Here is an 18,699-nt window from a genome sequence, read left to right on the forward strand (position 1 = left end):
GCGCTTCCTAACGGCCGACGAGCGTCACGCAAAGGTGTCCCAAAGCACCCGCGCCGTCAGCGCCAGCGACAGCACCACCAGCAGCGGCCGGATGACCCGTGCGCCAAAGCGCATCGCGGTGTGGCTGCCGACATAATTGCCGGCCATCGACCCCAGCGCCATGCACAGGCCGAGCAGCCACAGCATCTTCCCGCCGATCGCGAAGAAGAGCAGGCTGGCGACATTGCTGGTCAGGTTGAGCAGCTTGGTCGTGGCCGTGGCGCGGGTCAGCCCCATGCCGCGAAGTCCGACCAGCGTGGCGGTGTAGAAGCTGCCGGCGCCCGGGCCGAAGAAGCCGTCGTAGAAGCCGATTCCCGCCGCGACCGGCGCATAGCCGCGCTGCGTGAGGCGCTCATGGGCGTCCTCGTCGCTCATCCGCGGTGACAGGATGACGTAAGCCGCGATGCACAGCAGCAGCGCGGGAATGATCAGCTTCAGCGCGTTAGCATCGATCGCCTGCACCGTCAGCACGCCCGCCGCCGCGCCGGCGAAGGTCATCAGGACCAGCCAGCGATTGCCCCGGAAATCCACCAGTCGCTTTCGCGCGAAGTTCCATGTCGCGGTCGCGGTCCCGAAGGTCGACTGCAGTTTGTTGGTCGCCAGCGCGTTGATCGGCGGCACCCCGGCGAACAGCAGCGACGGCATCACCAGCAACCCGCCGCCGCCGGCGATGGCATCGATGAACCCGGCCAGCGCGGCCACGGCGGTCAGCGCGACGATGATCTCCGGTTCGATCATGCGGCCGCCTGTAGCGACGCGCGGCCCGAGCGGCTAGGGAGCGCGCCATGTCTCGTTTCGCCTTCTCCATCGCCGCCACCGACGGCGCCGCCCGCACCGGCACGATCACCATGCAGCGCGGCGAAATCCGGACGCCGGCCTTCATGCCGGTCGGGACCGCAGCGACGGTGAAGGCCGTTAAGCCGGAGGGCGTTCGTGCGGCGGGTGCCGACATCATCCTCGGCAACACTTATCACCTCATGCTCCGCCCGGGCGCGGAGCGGGTGGCGCGGCTCGGCGGGCTTCACCGCTTCATGAACTGGGACCGGCCGATCCTGACCGACAGTGGCGGCTATCAGGTGATGAGCCTCAGTGACCTGACCAAGGTCACCGAGGAGGGGGTGGCGTTCAAGAGCCACCTCGACGGTTCGCGGCACCTGTTGACGCCCGAGCGATCGATCGAGGTGCAGCGGCTGCTTGGATCGGACATTGTCATGCAGTTCGACCAGCTGGTCCCGACGACGTCGACGCCCAAGGCGCAGATGGAGGCGATGGACCGATCGATCCGCTGGGCGAAACGGAGTCGCGAGGAGTTCGACCGAGGCGGTGACCATGCGGAGCGCGCGGCCCTGTTCGGGATCCAGCAAGGCGCGCTCGACGAAGAGTTGCGCAAGCGGTCCGCCGACAGCCTGATCGAGGTCGGCTTCGATGGTTATGCGGTTGGTGGGCTGGCGGTCGGCGAAGGGCAGGAGGCGATGCTCGGTTGCCTCGACTTTGCGCCCGGACAACTACCGGCGGACAAGCCCCGCTACCTGATGGGGGTCGGCAAGCCCGACGACATCGTCGAGGCAGTATGCCGCGGCATCGACATGTTCGATTGCGTCCTGCCCACGCGGTCCGGGCGGACGGGACAGGCCTTCACCGCCGATGGCCCGATCAACATTCGCAATGCGCGGTTCGCCGAGGATCCGGAGCCGATCGAGGCGGACTGCCCCTGCCCGGCCTGCTCGAGCTACTCGAAGGCCTATGTCCACCATCTCGTCCGGTCAGGCGAGATCCTCGGCGCGATGCTGATGACCGAGCATAATCTGTGGTTCTACCAGCGGATGATGGCCGGTTTGCGCGACGCCATCGCCGGCGCGCGTCTCGCGTCCCATGCCCGCAATTTCCTCGACCGCTACCGGGCCGGAAAAGCGGCCTAGCTGGCGGCGAACGACAGGAACGACGGGACCGGCCCGTTCCAGGCCGGTTCGGCATCGTCGGCGGTAAGCGGCTCGACGGTCGGTCGATAGGCGTCGCCCTCGTCGACCAGCTCCGGCTGGCGTTCCTTCTTGGCAGCCTCGGTCTTGCGCTTCGGTTCCTCGCGGCGCGGGCGCTTTTCGCTCTTCGCGGGACGCTCGGCCGGTGCCGCCGCTTCTTCGGCCGGTGCGGCATCCGCCGTCGAGACGCGCGCGATCTTGTGGCCGGTCAGCTTCTCGATCGCGCCGACCGCTTCGGCGTCGGCGGACGTCGCCAGCGTGTAGGCGATGCCCTTGGCGCCGGCACGGCCGGTGCGGCCAATGCGGTGGACATAGTCATCCGGCTGCCACGGCACGTCGAAATTGATGACGTGGCTGACGCCTTTGACGTCGAGGCCACGCGCCGCGACGTCCGACGCGACGAGGACGTTGATATCGTCCTTCTTGAACCGGTCGAACTCCTCGATGCGGCTCGATTGGTCCATGTCGCCATGAATCTGGCCGACCGCGAAGCCCGAGCGCTTGAGGCTGGTGTAAAGCTCGCGCACCGTCACCTTCTTGTTGCAGAAGATGATGGCGTTCTTGAACCCGTCTTCCCGCAGGATGGTTCGCACCGCGTCGCGCTTCTTGGCGCCGGGGACGCTCAGCAGCTTCTGTTCGATGTTCGCGTTGGCGCTGGCCGGGCGGGCGACCTCGATCTGCTTGGGATCGGTCAGGAACTTGTCGGCCAGCTTCTTGATCGGCGGCGGCATCGTCGCCGAGAACAGCAGCGTCTGGCGCGCCTTCGGCAGCTTGGAGCAGATTTCCTCGATGTCGGGGATGAAGCCCATGTCGAGCATCCGGTCCGCTTCGTCGATCACCAGAAGGTTGCAGCCGGTCAGCAGGATCTTCCCGCGGCCGAACAGATCCATCAGCCGGCCAGGCGTCGCGATCAGCACGTCGACGCCCTTTTCCAGCGCCTTGATCTGGTCGCCCATCTGCACGCCGCCAATCAGCAGCGCCATCGAGAGCTTGTGATACTTGCCGTATTTCTCGAAATTCTCCGCGACCTGGGCGGCGAGCTCGCGGGTCGGTTCCAGGATCATGCTTCGCGGCATGCGCGCCCGGCTGCGGCCTTCCGCCAGGATGTCGATCATCGGCAGGACGAAGCTGGCCGTCTTGCCGGTTCCGGTCTGGGCGATGCCGATCAGGTCCTTGCCCATCAGGACGGACGGGATCGCGCCCTTCTGGATCGGGGTCGGGACATCGTAGCCGCTGTCATGGACCGCGCGCAGCAAAGGATCGGAGAGGCCGAGATCGGCAAAAGCCATTCAAAAAATCCGGATGAAAAGGGCGTCGCGCAAATGACGGCGCCGAACGATTGGGCGCTACTGCGCAAAAGGCCAAAATGTCAAGAAAAGCCTAGCGCTTGGCCTGTGGTTCGAGGCGGCGGAATCGCGCGATGCGGCAGCTTCCGCCGATACGTGAGCGGATCATTTCACGCTTCGCGCAGATTAGCTCATCTTCGTTGGCTTGGAGATAGAAGCCGCTATAGAAGTCGAGCGCCGGGCAATCGTCGTCCAGTTTCGCGCGGATGCGCCGCCGGTCGCGGAGCACGAAATCGATCGACGACGGGCCGGACAGGGTGGCGCCGGCGATGGCCCTGGCAGGCAGGCACTTCGGCCCCTTCTCCTCGATCCATTCGATCGGCCGGCTGGTCCGCATGGGGCGGACGGGCACTTTCAGGATAATCGTGTCCTCGATGACCACGCGCCGTACCACCGGGGCGGCCTGCTGCGTCGCCTGAAGTCCCGTCAGCGACGCTAACCAGGACGAAACGCCGGCAAAAAAGGAAAACAGGCTCATCAGGCAGGGACCATGGCGGCGAGGGTGATGCCCGGCAAGGTTTGAATAGGTGATGAACTGGCCGGCGGGTCGCAGGCGCCGGTTGTCGGCGCCATGCTTGCGCTGAAAGCCGGGCGCTCTTAGAGGCTTGGCCCCATGCGTGACAGGACTCGCGAGCGGCGCAGGTCCCAGGCCACGGAACGATAGTGGAGATGATCAGACATGGCGAGCCAAGCGCCGAACAACCTGCCCCTGCTGTACAATGACATTCAGCCGATCCAGCGGCAGGTTCATGGTGACAAGACATTCCGCCGGATGGAGCGCATCAAGGAGCTAGGCACCACCCACGCCATTCCGCTGACCGTCGACGAATTCGTCCTCGCCCAACGCTGGTACCCGATCGTCTTCTCGTCGGGCGACAACCCTGTGCCGCTGGCTCTGATGGGCCTACACGAAGGCACCAACATCTTCTTCGACGGCGAAGGCAACCTGCGCCAGGAAGGAATCTATATTCCGGCCTATATCCGCCGCTACCCGTTCCTCCTTGCCCGCCTCAACGAGGGCAGCGACCAGCTGTCGCTGTGCATCGATCCGGTGGCCGACATCCTCGGTGACGGCGAAGGCGATCCGCTGTTCGTCGGCGACGAGCCGTCACCGGCGGTCAACGATATCCTCGCCTTCTGCGAACAGTTCGAGCAGGCCGGCCAGCGCACCGGAGCCTTCATGAAGGAACTGGGCGACATGGGCCTCTTGATGGAAGGCGAAGTCGCCATCCAGCCCGAGGGCCTCGAGCAACCCTTCATCTACCGTGGCTTCCAGATGGTCGACGAAGAGAAGTTCCGCGGCCTCCGCGGCGACGAGCTTCGCAAGATGAACCAGAGCGGTATGCTCGGCATCATCATGGCCCACCTCTTCTCGCTGCCGATGATCCGCGACATCTTTGCGCGCCAGGTCGAACAGGGGACCGGCCCGATCGAGCGCATCGACGGAAAGCCCGCTACCGTCGAAGCGTGACCGTCGTGCGATGAATCGGGAAGGGCCGGTGCTTGAAAGGGCGCCGGCCCTTCCCATTTAGGCTTCAGTGCTGCGGGGCATGTATGCCTCGCGCCGGATGCGCATTCCCCCCTGTGCGCTCCTTTGTACTGGCCACTCCGGACCCAAGTCCGGGGTGGCCTTTTTTCATTCGGCGGCCATCGCGGCGACCGGGGACATCGCGTCGCCGGAACGGTCGGCGAGGGTCTCGATGAACCGGGCGACCCGTTCGAAGCCCGGTCCGGGCGTGCGGCAGTCGCGCAGGCAGTAGGCGGAGCGGTCGATCTCGATCTGGAGGGCGTGCACGTTGTCGGCCGGCCGGCCGTGGCGCGCCACAATATGGCCGCCGGCAAAGGGGTCGTTGCGAAGTGCGCTGAAACCTGCATCGCGGGCGATGCCCCATGCCAGGTCCGACAGCCAGGCCGCAGCGCTCGTCCCGTGGCGGTCACCGATAACGATCTGGGCTTGTGGCGCACCGCGCGGCCGCGGTGGCATGGAATGAAGGTCGATCAGCACCGCGCCGCCATGATCCGCCGCGAGCGCTTCCAGACGCTCCGCCAGTTCCTCGTGGTAAGGGCGATGGACGCTATCCAGCCTGGTTTTGACCTCCTCGTCGGTGAGCAGGCGGCGCCACAGTCCGCCGTGGCGCTGGGTCCGCGAGGGGAACAGGCCAAGCCCTGCCCGGGCGCGGCTGCCGGGCGCGGGGGCGGGGACGTTTTCGACCGCCGAGGGATCGAGCTCGTCTTCGGCGCGGTTGCAGTCGATCGCGGCGCGGGGACAGCGGGCAATGACCGCGCCGTGCCCGGCGGCGATGGCCCGCCACGCGAGCCGGTCGACCAGCGGGTCCTCCAGGGGCTCCAGCGACGCTCGTCCCGACCAGGCGAGCGCGCTCAGCCAATTGGGATAGTCGCGCCCGGCATGGGGGATCGAAAGCAGCACCGGTTGGTTGGTGCGCGACGGAACGCTGCTGTGACCGGGAAGCGATCGGGTTGCCACGAGGATCAGGCGTAGGCGTGCCAGCGTGGGACATCAATCGAGGAACCCGGGGTTTGACTGGAAAATCTTTAGACTTGGGCGCATAAACCAAAACGATGATCCGAATCCTCCTTGCCGAAGACGACACGTCGATGCGCGAATATCTGCAGCGCGCACTGACCCGCGTCGGTTACGACGTCGAAGCCGTCGGCTGCGGCACGGAAGCGGTCCCCCTGCTGGAGGTTGGAAAGTACGACTTGCTGCTGACCGACATCGTCATGCCGGAAATGGACGGCATCGAACTGGCCCAGAAGGCGAGCGCGGTCGATCCGGCGATCCGCGTCATGTTCATCACCGGCTTTGCCGCCGTCGCCCTGCAGGGCGGGCGCACGGCCCCGGAGGCGAAGCTGCTGTCGAAGCCGTTCCACCTCAAGGACCTGGTCGCCGAAGTCGACCGCCTGTTCCAAACTGAGGACCAGCACGGCCGCCTCTAGACTGGAGTGCGCACTTTAGGGCCTTGCCCTTATCCCGATCCCCGCTTAAAGGCCCGCTCCAGATGTCCCCGTTGCCCGTTTCGGCGCGCGGGATTTTCCCCGGGTGGGCGTGTAGCTCAGTGGTAGAGCACTGTGTTGACATCGCAGGGGTCGCAAGTTCAATCCTTGCCACGCCCACCATTTTCCCTTCCTGAAATCACTGGTTGAAGCCGGGGCGCGGGTCGCCTAGGCGTCACCGCGATGGTTGTGGATCCGACCGCACTGGTGCTGGCCCGCGCTCAGTTCGCCTTCACCGTCAGTTTCCATTTCATCTTTCCGGCGTTCTCGATTGGTCTTGCGAGCTTCCTTGCCGTTCTGGAGGGACGCTGGCTTCTGACCGGCCGGGCGCTCTACCTCGATCTCTACCGCTACTGGCTGAAGATCTTCGCCATCGTGTTCGCGATGGGCGTCGTCAGCGGGATCGTCATGTCCTACCAGTTCGGCACCAACTGGGCGGTCTTTTCCGACAAGGCGGGCGGGGTGATCGGGCCGCTGATGGCCTACGAGGTGCTCACCGCCTTCTTCCTGGAGGCCGGATTCCTCGGCGTGATGCTGTTCGGCATGCGCAAGGTAGGGAAAGGGCTGCACTTCGCCGCGACTCTGATGGTCGCGATCGGTACGGCGATCTCCGCCTTCTGGATCCTTAGCGTCAACAGCTGGATGCAGACTCCGACCGGCTTTGTCATGTCGCCGGACGGACGCTTCCTTCCGGGGCCGAGCTGGTGGGACATCATCTTCAATCCCAGCTTCCCCTACCGGCTCGTCCACACCGTCATCGCCGCCTACCTCACGACCGCGTTTATCGTCGGCGCGGTCGGGGCGTGGCACCTGCTCAAGGACACGGCCAACGAGCATGCCCGCAAGATGTTCTCGATGGCGATGTGGATGGCGGCACTGGTCGCGCCGGTGCAGATCTTCGTCGGTGACGTCCATGGACTGAACACGCTGGAACACCAGCCGGCCAAGGTGATGGCGATGGAAGGCCATTATCAGAGCCATCCCGACGGTGCGCCGCTTTACCTGTTCGGCATTCCCAACGATCGCGAGCAGCGGCTCGACTACCCGGTCGCGATTCCCAAGGCGTCGAGCCTGATCCTGACGCATGATCCCAACGCTCCGCTCGACGGTCTCGACACGATCGCTCCCGAGGACCGCCCGCCGGTGTGGATCGTGTTCTGGTCCTTCCGGATAATGGTCGGCATCGGCTTCGCGATGCTTGCGCTGGGCCTGTGGAGCCTCGTCGCTCGGGCGCGCAAACGGCTCTACGACTGGCGCGCGCTTCACCGCACCGCGATCGTCATGGGACCGTCAGGGCTGGTCGCGGTGATCGCGGGATGGGTGACGACCGAGGTGGGACGCCAGCCCTTCACGGTTTACGGCCTGCTGCGTACCGCCGACAGCGCCAGCCCGCTCGCGGCGCCGGCTGTCGCCGCGTCGCTAATCGCCTTCGTCGTTGTCTACACGGCGGTCTTCGGGATCGGGGTCTGGTATATCTTCAAGCTGATGTCGCATGCCCCGCACCCGCACGAGACGGGAATCGAGCAGACCGAGCGCGCACCGCTTCGCACGGCGGGCATCACGCCCGGACCGACCCAGAATCCGACGCGCGAGCAGGATGGCTCGCCGCTGCCCACCGTCGAGGACGACCGCTGATGGCCGTCAACGCCGACCTCACCACCATCTGGGCGCTGATCATCGCGTTCGCGGTGTTCATGTACGTCGTGATGGACGGGTTCGACCTTGGCATCGGCATCCTCTTCCCGGCCTTCGCGCCCGGCGAGGAGCGGGACCAGGCGATGAACGCCATCGCGCCGGTGTGGGACGGCAACGAAACGTGGCTGGTGCTGGGCGGCGGTGGCCTGTTCGCGGCCTTCCCGCTGGCCTACGCCATCATCCTTCCGGCGACCTATCCGCTGATTATCGCCATGCTGCTCGGGCTGGTGTTCCGCGGTGTGGCGTTCGAATTCCGCTGGCGCGATCCCCGTCACCGCGCCTTTTGGGATTGGGCCTTCACCAGCGGCTCGCTGGTCGCCGCGATGACGCAAGGCATGATCCTGGGCGCGCTGCTGCAAGGGATCGAAGTCGACGGACGCAATTACGGCGGCGGCTGGCTCGACTGGCTGTCACCTTACTCCCTGCTGACCGGACTGGGCGTCGTTGCGGGATACGCGCTGCTCGGCGCCTGTTTCCTGGCGATGAAGGTCGAGGGGCGCGCCGAGGATCATGCCTATCGGCTGGCGGGGAAGGCGGCATGGGCGACGCTTGCGCTGATGGTTGCGGTCAGCCTCTACACGCCGCTGCTGGACGGCCAGTACTGGCGGCGCTGGTTCACCATGCCGAACATCCTGTTCGCGGCGAACGTGCCGATCGTCACCGGTATCCTGTTCTTCGCGCTCGGCCGCAGCCTGCGCAAACGCCGCACTTACCGGCCATTCCTGATTGCGCTTGGCATCTTCCTGCTCGGCATGATCGGGCTGGGCATCAGCATGTGGCCGTTCCTGGTGCCGGACACGGTAACGATCTGGGATGCCGCCGCGCCGGAACGGAGCCAGGTGTTCATGCTGGTCGGAGTCGCGATCATCATGCCGATCATCCTTGCCTATACCGGCTGGTCCTATTGGGTGTTCCGGGGGAAGGTCGGGACGGAAGGTTACCATTGATCGAACCCGACCTGCGGGAACCGAGCGGGCACGTCCCGCTCCGGTCGCGTTTAGGCTGGCTGCTGCTGATCTGGGGCCTGTCGATCGCCGCGCTGGGGGCCGTCGCGATGCTGCTGCGGTGGTGGCTGCGCTAGGCTAGTGCTTGGGCGGAAGCCGCTGTTCAAGAAGCCAGAGGTACAGGCCGGGGTCGGCATAGGCGGGTTCCCAACTGTCATGGCCGCGGTCGGGAAACAGGCTCATCCGCGGATGCCCGCCGCATTTCTGGATGGCACGGAGCATGGCGAAGTCGGACGCATTGTCGACCGCGTCGTCGCGATCGCCGTGGAACGCCCACACCGGCTTGTCCTTCAACGCGCAGGCCGTCTTTTCATCCGCGGAGCCCGCCACCGGCGCAAGCGCAGCGAACCGCTCCGGCCGCGCCGCGCCCCATTCCCACGTCGCGATTCCGCCAAGGCTCAGGCCGGTCAGGTAGACGCGCTTCGGATCGACCTTCAGCGTCTTGAGCGCGTGGTCGAGCAGCGCGTCGAGCGGCGGGATCGGCCACGGATCGTCCTCATTCGCGGAAGGGGGCAGCTGCGGCGAAATGATGACGAAGGGCAGGGCGGGATTCTGGTCGGCGATCTTCGGCGGACCGTGGACCTTGACCCGGGCGATGTCGGTTCCACGCTCACCCGATCCGTGGAGGAAGATGATCAGCGGCCATCGCTCGGCCGGATTGTCGTTGTATCCCCGGGGAATGAATAGCTGGTAGGGCAACCCGCCGGGCGCGACGGCCGGTTGCGGCGACTGACCTTGGGCGAGGACGGCTGGCGGCGCGGGCTTGCGCGACTTCGCGCTGGCGGGCGAAGCGATCGCCAATGCGGCTAGCGCCAACAATCCGATAGTGCGTCTCATCCCTCAACCTCCCCTTGTCGCATGTGCTGCCATGGGAAAGTGCGGGGCGCGAGCCTTTACAGGCAGGCTTCCAAATAGGGCTGGTCGAAGCCGAACTGCTTGGCCTTGTCCATCGTGTAGGGGCGAAGGCCCATCGAGTGATATTCGCCGACGATCTTGCCGTCGCTGCTTTCATCCAGATATTCGAACTTGAACAGCTCCTGGGTGACGATGACGTCGCCTTCCATGCCGATCACCTCGGTGATGTTGGTCGTGCGGCGCGAGCCGTCGCGAAGGCGCTTCACCTGGACAATCAGGTCAACCGAGTCGGCGATCTGGCGGGAGATTGCTTCCTTCGGCACCTTGATGTCCGACATCATCACCATATTTTCCATACGCGCCAGGCATTCGCGCGGGCTGTTGGAGTGGAGCGTCGCCATCGAGCCGTCGTGGCCGGTGTTCATCGCGGCCAGGAGGTCGAAACACTCTGGGCCACGAATTTCGCCGAGGATGATGCGGTCAGGACGCATACGCAGGGCGTTGATGACGAGGTCGCGGATGGTGATGGCGCCCTGGCCCTCAAGGTTGGCCGGACGGGTTTCGAGCGGCAGCCAGTGCGGCTGCTGCAAGCGAAGTTCGGCGGCGTCTTCGATGGTCAGCACGCGCTCGCCGGGGTCGATCATCTTCGACAGGGCGTTGAGCATGGTCGTCTTGCCCGAACCGGTACCGCCGGAAATGACGATGTTCATCCGGCTGGCGCCGGCGATCTTGAGCACCGTCGCCATCTTTTCCGACATCGACCCGAAACCGCGCATCATGTCGAGCGTGATCGGCTTCTCGGAGAATTTACGAATCGAGATGGCGGTGCCGCGAAGCGACAGCGGGGGAACGATGACGTTGACGCGGCTGCCGTCGGGCAGGCGGGCGTCGGCCAGCGGGGTAGTCTGGTCGACGCGGCGGCCGACCTTGTTGACGATGCGCTGGGCGATCTGGAACAGATGCTCCTCGTCGCGGAACTGGATCTGCGCCAGTTCCAGCTTGCCCTTGCGTTCGATGTAGGTCTGGTCCGGGCCGTTGACCATGATGTCGCTGACGGCCGGATCCGACAGCAGTTCCTCCAACGGTCCGAGGCCGAGCAATTCGTCGACCAGCACCTTTTCCAGCGCGAACTGTTCGCGGCGGTTGAGGGTGATCTTCAGCTCGGCGAGCACTTCGGAGATGATCGGGCGGAATTCCTCGGCCAGCTCGTCCTTGCCGAGCGTCGCTGCCGCTTCCGGATCGACTCGCTCCAGCAGGCGCGGAAGCACCTGTTCCTTGATCCGGTGGACAGAGGCTTCGAAGCCTTCCTGCTTGCTGTTGCCCGGCTCGCTCGCGGCGTTCTGGCGCTGGTTGAGGCGATCCATGGCTCCGCCCGGGGTCGGCGGCGCGGCCGGGAATGGCGAGGGCGCTTCCGCGGCCGGAGCGGCCTCTTCCTCTTCAATCGAGGGGAACTGGTCGCCGCCCGGAATGCTCGGGCCCGACTTCATCGGGCGAGCCACACCGAAGCTCGGTCGTTGACCGCCGCCCAGTCCGTTCCTTTTGCCGAAAGCGTTCATGTTCAACCCAACCGTTTCTTGATCTGTGATGGTGAATAGCCGCCAAACTTTTAGAAAAGCCTAATTGCTGACCGATTGAATAAGGCCGAGCGGCGTCGGCGTGCCGATGCAGCCACCTTTCGGACCGGGCTTGAGCGTCCAGATATCCAGCGTCTTGCCGCGGCTCGCCGGGATCCTGTGTTTCACTTCGTAGTCGCACCACAGGTGCCGCTCGACGATCGCCGTGGTGCGGTTGTTTCGTGCCAGGAACTTGCGGTGGCCGGTGACGACGACGCCTGGCCGCTGCGCGAAAATCCGCTCGACCTCCGCTTCGGGGACGACCGGCAATGCGGTCGACTCTACCTCGGTCTCCAGATGGTCCGGAAAGACGTAGGGTGACAGGTGGCAAGCGTTGGCGGCGGTGTAGAGCTGCGTCGGACCGTAGAAGACATAGAGGCAGCGCCCGTCCAATTCCTTCCGCACCAGCGCCGCGGTGCGATCGAAGCCCTCGCGATTGTGGAGGATGCCGTAGGGATTGGGCGCCTCGATCAGGATCGGGACCGCCGCGACCATCGTGGCCAGGATCAACCCCTCGCGCTTGTCGGCGAGGGCGATGGCCATGATCACGCTCATCGGCAGGATCAGCGGCAGGGTATAGTGGTTGAAGAAGTTCGGCACCGAGAGGAAGCCGACGATCGCCGCCAACGCCCACCCCGCGAGGAAGATCGTCACCGGCCGGGCGCCGCGCGCGAACTGGGTGGCCAGCGCGCTGAGGGTCACAAGCGCCGGAACCGTGAGGTAGAGCGCCATCTGCGGGAAATCGCCGACCCGCTCGGCCCAGGTCAGAGGTGTGCGCATGAAGATCGACACGACGGTGGCAAACCACATCGCGTCGGCATGGCCGAGGATGCCATAGGCGGCGAAGGCGATGGCGGTCGGTGCGCCGGCGGTCAGCGCCATGGCGACGGCGAGCGCGGCAACGCCGGCGAATGTCTTCTCGGCCCGCCATTGAGCGACGAGGAAGAGGAGGGCGAAGAAGGCGCCTTCGAACAGGGTCGTCGGCTTGATCTGGATGGCGATGCCGACCAGCGCCATCGCGGCGATCGCGCGCGGCCAGACGGATTTCCCGCGGACGAAGCTGTCGAACGCCAGCAGCGCGGCGATGCCAATCAGCAGATTGTAGAAGACCGGCGACTGTCCGCCGCCACCGCCCATCGTCGGCAGGATGGCAAGGTAGACGATGCCGGCCCGGAGCGCGCCCGCGGAACTGACGAAGCGCCGGGCGAGGAAGTAGATGGCGATGGCCGTTGCCAAGGCGGCGGCGGCGCCGACGAGGTGGTAGACGATGACGGAATCACCGCCCAACGCGGCGATCCCGGCATATATCAGGAAAAGGCCGATCGGCTTGCGGTCCCACACATCGACGTAGGGCAACTCGCCATTGAGCATGGCCTTGCCGGTGAACAGGTAAAACTGGTCATCGACATGGGTCAGCGGGTTGTTGATTTCGCCGACGCGGGTGAACAGCGTGACGGCGATGAGGATCAGCAGGACCTTGGCGAAGCTGCTGTGTCGCTCCGCGCCCGATTTCAGCGAATGACCGATGACGCCTACTTGCGCGTCCACGTCAGCCACCCGCTTGCGACGTAGTTCCACACCGATCCGACGACCGCGCCGGCGATGCCCGCGATCCACCATTCCGCCCAGTGCGAATAGACCAGGCTGCCGATGCCGACATTGGCGACCGCGCCGACCGAGCAGACCAGCATGAAGCTCACCAGACCCTTGATCCAGGCAGCGCCCTTCAACTGCTGGTCGCGATAGGTGAAGCGGTTGTTCATGGCGAAGTTGAAGGTCATCGCGCCAATCACCGCGCCCGCCTGCGCCCAGGCGAAGCTCTCGCCGAGTCCGGCCATCAGCAGCTTGAGAAGGGTGAGGTGGACGATGACGCCGATCATGCCGACCGCGCCGAACAGGATCAGCTTGACCGGGATGAAGCGCCCGACGGTCTTGTCGAGTAGCAGTTCGAGATATTCGAGGGCGACGGTCTGGTCGAGTTTGGATTCACCGTGCTGGCGCGTGCCGAAGGTGTAGCCGACTTCCGACGAAGACAGTTCGCGCGGCGCCGAGGCGACAAGGTCGAGCAGGATCTTGTAGCCGACGCTGGACAGGTTCGGCGCCGCCTCCAGCAGGACGCTGCGGCGGATGGCGAAAAAGCCGCTCATCGGGTCCGACAGCGGCGTCTTCATGATCGGCGCGGCGAGCGAGGTGGCGAAGCGGCTGATCTTCAGGCGATTGGCGTCCCAGTCACCGGTCGAACCGGTGCCGGCGTAGCGCGTGCCGATCGCCAGTTCCTTGCCGCTAGCGACCTCGCGGTAGAGGTCGGGCAGGATCTTCTCGTCGTGCTGCAAGTCGGCGTCGATCACCGCGATGACCGGCGCGGTCGAGGCGAGGGCGCCTTCGACCACCGCCGAGGAGAGGCCGCGACGGCCGATGCGGCGGATCAGGCGGACGCGCCGGTCCTGCTGGGCCAGTCGTTCGACAAGTTCGGGAGTGCCGTCCTTCGATCCATCGTCGACGAAGATCGCTTCCCATTCGACTTCGGCGAGGGCGAGGCCGATGCGGTCGAGCAGGATTTCGACATTGTCGACCTCGTTGAAGGTCGGAATGACGACCGTCATCTGCAGCGGCGCGAGCGCGTTCGCGGCCTCGAGACGGACGACTTGCTGAAACATGGAAAAAGGGCCCCGCGCTGTGCGAGGACCCTTTTGAAGAGAATAGGGTAAAGGAGACGTTAAACGATCAGCCTTCGGCGCTTTCCGCCAGCACGGTCAGCCCGGCGTCGTTCACTTCCGCGAACCCACCCGACACATTGATCGATTCCGGCTGCGACCCGGCGGTCTTGTAGACCTTGACCGCGCCGTCCTTCAGCACGGTCATCACCGGCGCATGGCCGGCCATCGCGCCGAATTCGCCTTCGACGCCGGGGACGACGACCATGTAGACGTCCTCGGAACGGACCAGCCGCTCCGGGGTCACCAGTTCGAAGTGAAGATCGGCCATTTTACTTCTTTCCTTGCGGAGCGGCGTCGAACACCGCGATCGCTTGCTCGAACTTGTCTCGGCATCCAGTGTTGCAGAAGCCCACGACCTTGCCCTGGTAGAGCGTCAGACTGTCCGCACTGACCGGTTCGCCGGACCAGGGACAGTGCGTGTTGACGCAATCTTCCAGACGGAGGTCGGCGCCCGTCACGACCGCTTACGCGTCCTGCGCCATCTTCTCGGCCTTGGCGACCGCTTCGTCGATGCCGCCGACCATGTAGAAAGCGCTCTCCGGCAGGTGGTCGTACTCGCCATTCACGACGGCCTTGAACGACTTCACCGTGTCTTCGACCTGGACGAACTTGCCCGGGATGCCGGTGAACACTTCGGCGACGTGGAACGGCTGCGACAGGAAGCGCTGGATCTTGCGGGCGCGGCTGACGACCAGCTTATCTTCTTCCGACAGTTCGTCCATGCCGAGGATGGCGATGATGTCCTGAAGCGACTTGTACTTCTGCAGGGTTTCCTGGACGGCGCGGGCCACTTCGTAATGCTCCTGGCCGACGACGGCCGGGGTCAGAACGCGGCTGACCGAGTCGAGCGGGTCGACGGCCGGATAGATGCCCAGTTCCGAAATCGCGCGTGACAGGGTGGTGGTGGCGTCGAGGTGGGCGAACGAGGTGGCAGGCGCCGGGTCGGTCAAGTCGTCGGCCGGAACATAGATGGCCTGCACCGAGGTGATCGAACCCTTGTTGGTCGAGGTGATGCGTTCCTGCAGCTGGCCCATGTCGGTCGACAGGGTCGGCTGATAGCCCACCGCCGACGGAATACGGCCCAGCAGCGCCGACACTTCCGAACCCGCCTGGGTGAAGCGGAAGATGTTGTCGACGAAGAACAGCACGTCCTGGCCTTCCTGGTCGCGGAAATATTCCGCCTGGGTCAGGCCCGACAGGGCGACGCGGGCACGGGCGCCCGGCGGCTCATTCATCTGGCCGAACACCAGCGCGACCTTGCTGCCTTCGGGCGTCGGGTTGCCGTCGGCGTCCTTGGCGATGACGCCGGCGTCGAGGAATTCGTGATAGAGATCGTTGCCCTCGCGGGTCCGCTCGCCGACGCCCGCGAACACCGACACGCCGCCGTGACCCTTGGCGATGTTGTTGATCAGTTCCTGGATCAGCACGGTCTTGCCGACCCCGGCGCCGCCGAACAGGCCGATCTTGCCGCCCTTGGCGTAGGGGGCGAGCAGGTCGATGACCTTGATGCCGGTGACGAGGATGGCCGCTTCGGTCGACTGGTCGACGAAGGCCGGTGCCTCGGCGTGAATCGAGGCCGACAGGTCACTGCCGATCGGGCCGCGCTCGTCGATCGGCTCACCGATGACGTTCATGATGCGGCCCAGGGTCTTCGGGCCGACCGGCACGCGGATCTGCGAACCGGTGGCGGTAACGCGCTGGCCGCGGGTCAGGCCTTCGGTCGCGTCCATCGCGATGGTGCGGACGATATTCTCGCCAAGGTGCTGGGCGACTTCGAGGACCAGGCGCTGGCCGTTGTTGTCTGTTTCCAGCGCGGCCAGGATCGGCGGCAGTTCGCCTTCGAACGCGACGTCAACGACGGCGCCGATGACCTGCGCGACGGAGCCGACCAGATTGCCGCTGGTCGTCGCCTGGGTGGCGGTGGGGTCGGCAGCGGCCTTCTTGCTGCGGGTCTTGGCGGGGGCGGCGGTAGCCATGGTCTTATTTCCTCAGCTTTGGTCCGGTTAGAGCGCTTCAGCGCCCGAAATGATTTCGACGAGTTCGGTGGTGATCGCCGCCTGGCGCTGGCGGTTGTACTTGATCGACAGCTTATTGATCATGTCGCCCGCGTTGCGCGTAGCGTTGTCCATCGCCGTCATCTGCGATCCGTAGAAGCCCGCGGCGTTTTCCAGCAGCGCGCGGTAGATCTGGATCGCGACGTTCTTGGGCAGCAGCGCCTTGAGGATTTCTTCCTCGTCGGGCTCATATTCGACCGCCGGCGACGCCGCGCCGCCGGCCGGGGTGGCCGACGCTGCGCCGGGCTTCACCGGGATGATCTGGTCGACCGTCGGTTCCTGCAGCAGGGTCGAACGGAAGTTGGCGTAGGCGAGGTGCGCGACGTCGAACTGGCCGCTTTCGAACCGGTCGATGATGTCGTCGGCGATTTCCTGTGCATTGGCGTAGGCCGGGGCCTTCATCGCGCTGGTATCGTACTGGCTGGCGATGGCCTTCGGATAGAAGCGCGCGATGACCGGGCGGCCCTTGCGGCCGACGATGTAGAAGATGACCTTCTTGCCGTCGGCTTCCAGTTCCTGCGCCTTCTTGCGCGCGGCACGGACGATGTTGGTGTTGAACGCGCCCGCCAGGCCGCGGTCGCCGGTGGCGAGCACGATCAGGTGGGTTTCGTCCTTGCCCGTGCCGGCCAGCAGCTTGGGGCTGTGGGGGCCAGGGGTAACGCGGCTGGCCAGCGAGGCGACGACCGACGCCATCCGCTCCGAATAGGGGCGGCCGGCCTCGGCGTTCGACTGCGCACGGCGCAGCTTCGCCGCGGCGACCATCTTCATCGCCTTGGTGATCTTCTGCGTCGACTTCACCGAGCCGATGCGAAGCTTCAATGCCTTGAGGCTGGCCATCGCCGTGTCGTTCCTAGCTTACGCGAACTGCTTGCCGAACGCGCCCAGCGCGTCCTTGAGCTTGGCGGCGGTGTCGTCGTCCAGTGCCTTCGTGTCGCGGATCGCCTTCAGCACGTCGGCATGGTCGCTGCGCAGGTAGGCCAGCATCGCCTGTTCGTAGCGGGTGACGTCCTTGACCTCGACCGTATCGACGAAGCCCTGCGTGCCGGCGAAAATCGAGGCAACCTGCTCCTCGACCGGCATCGGCGCATATTGAGCTTGTTTGAGCAACTCGGTGAGGCGGGCGCCGCGGGCCAGCAGCTTCTGGGTCGAGGCGTCAAGGTCCGAACCAAACTGCGCGAAGGCCGCCATTTCGCGGTACTGCGCCAGCTCCAGCTTGATCGAGCCGGCGACCTTCTTCATCGCCTTGGTCTGCGCGGCCGAGCCGACGCGGCTGACCGACAGGCCGACGTTAATCGCGGGGCGGATACCTTGGTAGAACAGGTCGGTTTCCAGGAAGATCTGGCCGTCGGTGATCGAGATGACGTTGGTCGGGATGTAGGCTGACACGTCGCCCGCCTGCGTCTCGATGATCGGCAGCGCGGTCAGCGAGCCGTTGCCGTTGTCGTCGTTCATCTTCGCCGCGCGCTCCAGCAGGCGCGAGTGGAGATAGAAGACGTCGCCCGGATAGGCTTCGCGGCCCGGCGGACGGCGCAGCAGCAGCGACATCTGGCGGTAGGCGACGGCCTGCTTCGACAGATCGTCATAGACAATGACGGCGTGCATGCCGTTGTCGCGGAAATACTCGCCCATCGCGCAGCCGGTGTAAGGCGCCAGGAACTGCAGCGGGGCTGGTTCCGACGCGGTCGCGGCGATGACGATCGAATATTCCATCGCGCCATTTTCTTCGAGCGCGCGGACGATCTGCGCCACGGTCGAGCGCTTCTGGCCGACCGCGACGTAGATGCAGTAGAGCTTCTTGCTCTCGTCGTCGCCGGCGTTGGCATCCTTCTGGTTGATGAAGGTGTCGAGCGCGACGGCGGTCTTGCCGGTCTGGCGGTCACCGATGATCAGTTCGCGCTGGCCGCGGCCGACGGGGACGAGGGCGTCGAGCGCCTTGAGCCCGGTCTGCACCGGCTCGTGCACCGACTTGCGCGGGATGATGCCCGGCGCCTTCACTTCGACGCGGCTGCGCTTTTCGGCGACGATCGGCCCCTTGCCGTCGATCGGGTTGCCGAGCGCGTCGACGACGCGGCCGAGCAGGCCCTTGCCGACGGGGACGTCGACGATGGTGCCGGTGCGCTTGGCGGTCGAACCTTCGCGGATGGCGCTGTCGGCGCCGAAAATGACGACGCCGACGTTGTCGGCTTCGAGGTTGAGGGCCATGCCCTTGGTGCCGTCCTCGAACTCGACCATCTCGCCCGCCTGGACGTTATCGAGCCCATGGATGCGGGCGATGCCGTCACCGACCGACAGGACGCTGCCGACTTCGGAGACCTGCGCATCGGCGTCGAAGTTCGCGATCTGGTCGCGGATGACGCGGGAGATTTCAGCGGCGCGGATGTCCAT

Annotated in this window: 19 protein-coding genes and 1 tRNA gene; 7 read left to right on the forward strand and 13 right to left on the reverse strand. The window is 65.4% G+C overall.

The window, feature by feature from the left end:
• Positions 1-24: 24 nt before the first annotated feature.
• Entirely contained in the window at positions 25-777 is a 753-nt protein-coding gene (locus H9L12_RS02790; RefSeq protein ID WP_223177144.1) for a TSUP family transporter, read from the reverse strand.
• A 47-nt stretch (positions 778-824) separates the two neighbouring features.
• Between H9L12_RS02790 and tgt the strand changes: the two genes are divergently transcribed.
• A complete protein-coding gene (gene tgt / locus H9L12_RS02795; protein ID WP_187542527.1) occupies positions 825-1,958 on the forward strand; it encodes a tRNA guanosine(34) transglycosylase Tgt in 1,134 nt (377 codons plus the stop codon).
• Here tgt and H9L12_RS02800 read toward each other — a convergent pair.
• The gene (locus H9L12_RS02800) at positions 1,955-3,304 is read right to left on the reverse strand and encodes a DEAD/DEAH box helicase (RefSeq protein ID WP_187542528.1); all 1,350 of its coding nucleotides are present in this window, start codon (positions 3,302-3,304) and stop codon (positions 1,955-1,957) included. The two genes, tgt and H9L12_RS02800, sit on opposite strands and share 4 nt — an antisense overlap.
• Positions 3,305-3,395: 91 nt before the next feature.
• Positions 3,396-3,839, reverse strand: coding sequence for a hypothetical protein (locus H9L12_RS02805; RefSeq protein WP_246450523.1), 444 nt, complete (start codon positions 3,837-3,839; stop codon positions 3,396-3,398).
• A 201-nt stretch (positions 3,840-4,040) separates the two neighbouring features.
• Here H9L12_RS02805 and H9L12_RS02810 point away from each other — a divergent pair, with 201 nt between their 5' ends.
• Positions 4,041-4,832 (forward strand): SapC family protein, encoded by a 792-nt coding sequence (locus H9L12_RS02810; RefSeq protein ID WP_187542529.1) that lies wholly within the window; start codon positions 4,041-4,043, stop codon positions 4,830-4,832.
• Between the two features lie 165 nt (positions 4,833-4,997).
• Here the strand turns inward: H9L12_RS02810 and H9L12_RS02815 are convergent, their stop codons facing one another.
• A complete protein-coding gene (locus H9L12_RS02815; RefSeq protein WP_187542530.1) occupies positions 4,998-5,846 on the reverse strand; it encodes an N-formylglutamate amidohydrolase in 849 nt (282 codons plus the stop codon).
• A gap of 95 nt (positions 5,847-5,941) precedes the next feature.
• Between H9L12_RS02815 and cpdR the strand changes: the two genes are divergently transcribed.
• The 5 genes from cpdR (at position 5,942) to H9L12_RS02840 (ending at position 9,152) form a co-directional block, all read left to right on the forward strand.
• A complete protein-coding gene (gene cpdR, locus H9L12_RS02820) occupies positions 5,942-6,319 on the forward strand; it encodes a cell cycle two-component system response regulator CpdR (protein WP_187542531.1) in 378 nt (125 codons plus the stop codon).
• Between the two features lie 105 nt (positions 6,320-6,424).
• A tRNA-Val gene (locus H9L12_RS02825) sits at positions 6,425-6,499 on the forward strand.
• 60 nt (positions 6,500-6,559) lie between these two features.
• Positions 6,560-8,011 (forward strand): cytochrome ubiquinol oxidase subunit I, encoded by a 1,452-nt coding sequence (locus tag H9L12_RS02830; protein WP_187542532.1) that lies wholly within the window; start codon positions 6,560-6,562, stop codon positions 8,009-8,011.
• On the forward strand, positions 8,011-9,018 hold the full coding sequence (gene cydB, locus H9L12_RS02835; RefSeq protein ID WP_187542533.1) for a cytochrome d ubiquinol oxidase subunit II: 1,008 nt from the start codon (positions 8,011-8,013) through the stop codon (positions 9,016-9,018). The genes H9L12_RS02830 and cydB overlap by 1 nt, the downstream gene beginning before the upstream one ends.
• Positions 9,015-9,152: a DUF2474 family protein gene (locus tag H9L12_RS02840; protein WP_246450524.1), complete on the forward strand. Its 138-nt coding sequence runs from the start codon at positions 9,015-9,017 to the stop codon at positions 9,150-9,152. The genes cydB and H9L12_RS02840 overlap by 4 nt, the downstream gene beginning before the upstream one ends.
• Before the next feature lies 1 nt (position 9,153).
• Here H9L12_RS02840 and H9L12_RS02845 read toward each other — a convergent pair whose 3' ends face one another.
• The 9 genes from H9L12_RS02845 to atpA form a co-directional block, all read right to left on the reverse strand.
• Entirely contained in the window at positions 9,154-9,912 is a 759-nt protein-coding gene (locus tag H9L12_RS02845; RefSeq protein ID WP_187542534.1) for a carboxylesterase family protein, read from the reverse strand.
• A gap of 56 nt (positions 9,913-9,968) precedes the next feature.
• A complete protein-coding gene (locus tag H9L12_RS02850) occupies positions 9,969-11,486 on the reverse strand; it encodes a TadA family conjugal transfer-associated ATPase (RefSeq protein WP_187542535.1) in 1,518 nt (505 codons plus the stop codon).
• A 60-nt stretch (positions 11,487-11,546) separates the two neighbouring features.
• Entirely contained in the window at positions 11,547-13,091 is a 1,545-nt protein-coding gene (locus tag H9L12_RS02855; protein WP_187542536.1) for an ArnT family glycosyltransferase, read from the reverse strand.
• On the reverse strand, positions 13,076-14,200 hold the full coding sequence (locus H9L12_RS02860) for a glycosyltransferase (RefSeq protein ID WP_223177145.1): 1,125 nt from the start codon (positions 14,198-14,200) through the stop codon (positions 13,076-13,078). Before H9L12_RS02860 ends, H9L12_RS02855 begins: the two co-directional genes overlap by 16 nt.
• 67 nt (positions 14,201-14,267) lie before the next feature.
• Complete coding sequence (locus H9L12_RS02865; protein WP_187542537.1) at positions 14,268-14,528, reverse strand: ATP synthase F1 subunit epsilon; 261 nt, start codon at positions 14,526-14,528, stop codon at positions 14,268-14,270.
• Between the two features lies 1 nt (position 14,529).
• A complete protein-coding gene (locus H9L12_RS02870; protein ID WP_187542538.1) occupies positions 14,530-14,718 on the reverse strand; it encodes an eL24 family ribosomal protein in 189 nt (62 codons plus the stop codon).
• Positions 14,719-14,724: 6 nt separating this feature from the next.
• Positions 14,725-16,236 carry a F0F1 ATP synthase subunit beta gene (gene atpD / locus H9L12_RS02875; protein ID WP_246450526.1) on the reverse strand — a complete coding sequence of 504 codons (1,512 nt, stop codon included), beginning with the start codon at positions 16,234-16,236 and terminating at the stop codon, positions 14,725-14,727.
• Between the two features lie 27 nt (positions 16,237-16,263).
• A complete protein-coding gene (locus tag H9L12_RS02880) occupies positions 16,264-17,151 on the reverse strand; it encodes a F0F1 ATP synthase subunit gamma (protein ID WP_187542539.1) in 888 nt (295 codons plus the stop codon).
• An 18-nt stretch (positions 17,152-17,169) separates the two neighbouring features.
• The gene (gene atpA / locus H9L12_RS02885) at positions 17,170-18,699 is read right to left on the reverse strand and encodes a F0F1 ATP synthase subunit alpha (RefSeq protein WP_187542540.1); all 1,530 of its coding nucleotides are present in this window, start codon (positions 18,697-18,699) and stop codon (positions 17,170-17,172) included.

The organism is Sphingomonas rhizophila (assembly GCF_014396585.1).
GTDB classification, from domain to species: Bacteria; Pseudomonadota; Alphaproteobacteria; order Sphingomonadales; family Sphingomonadaceae; genus Sphingomicrobium; species Sphingomicrobium rhizophilum.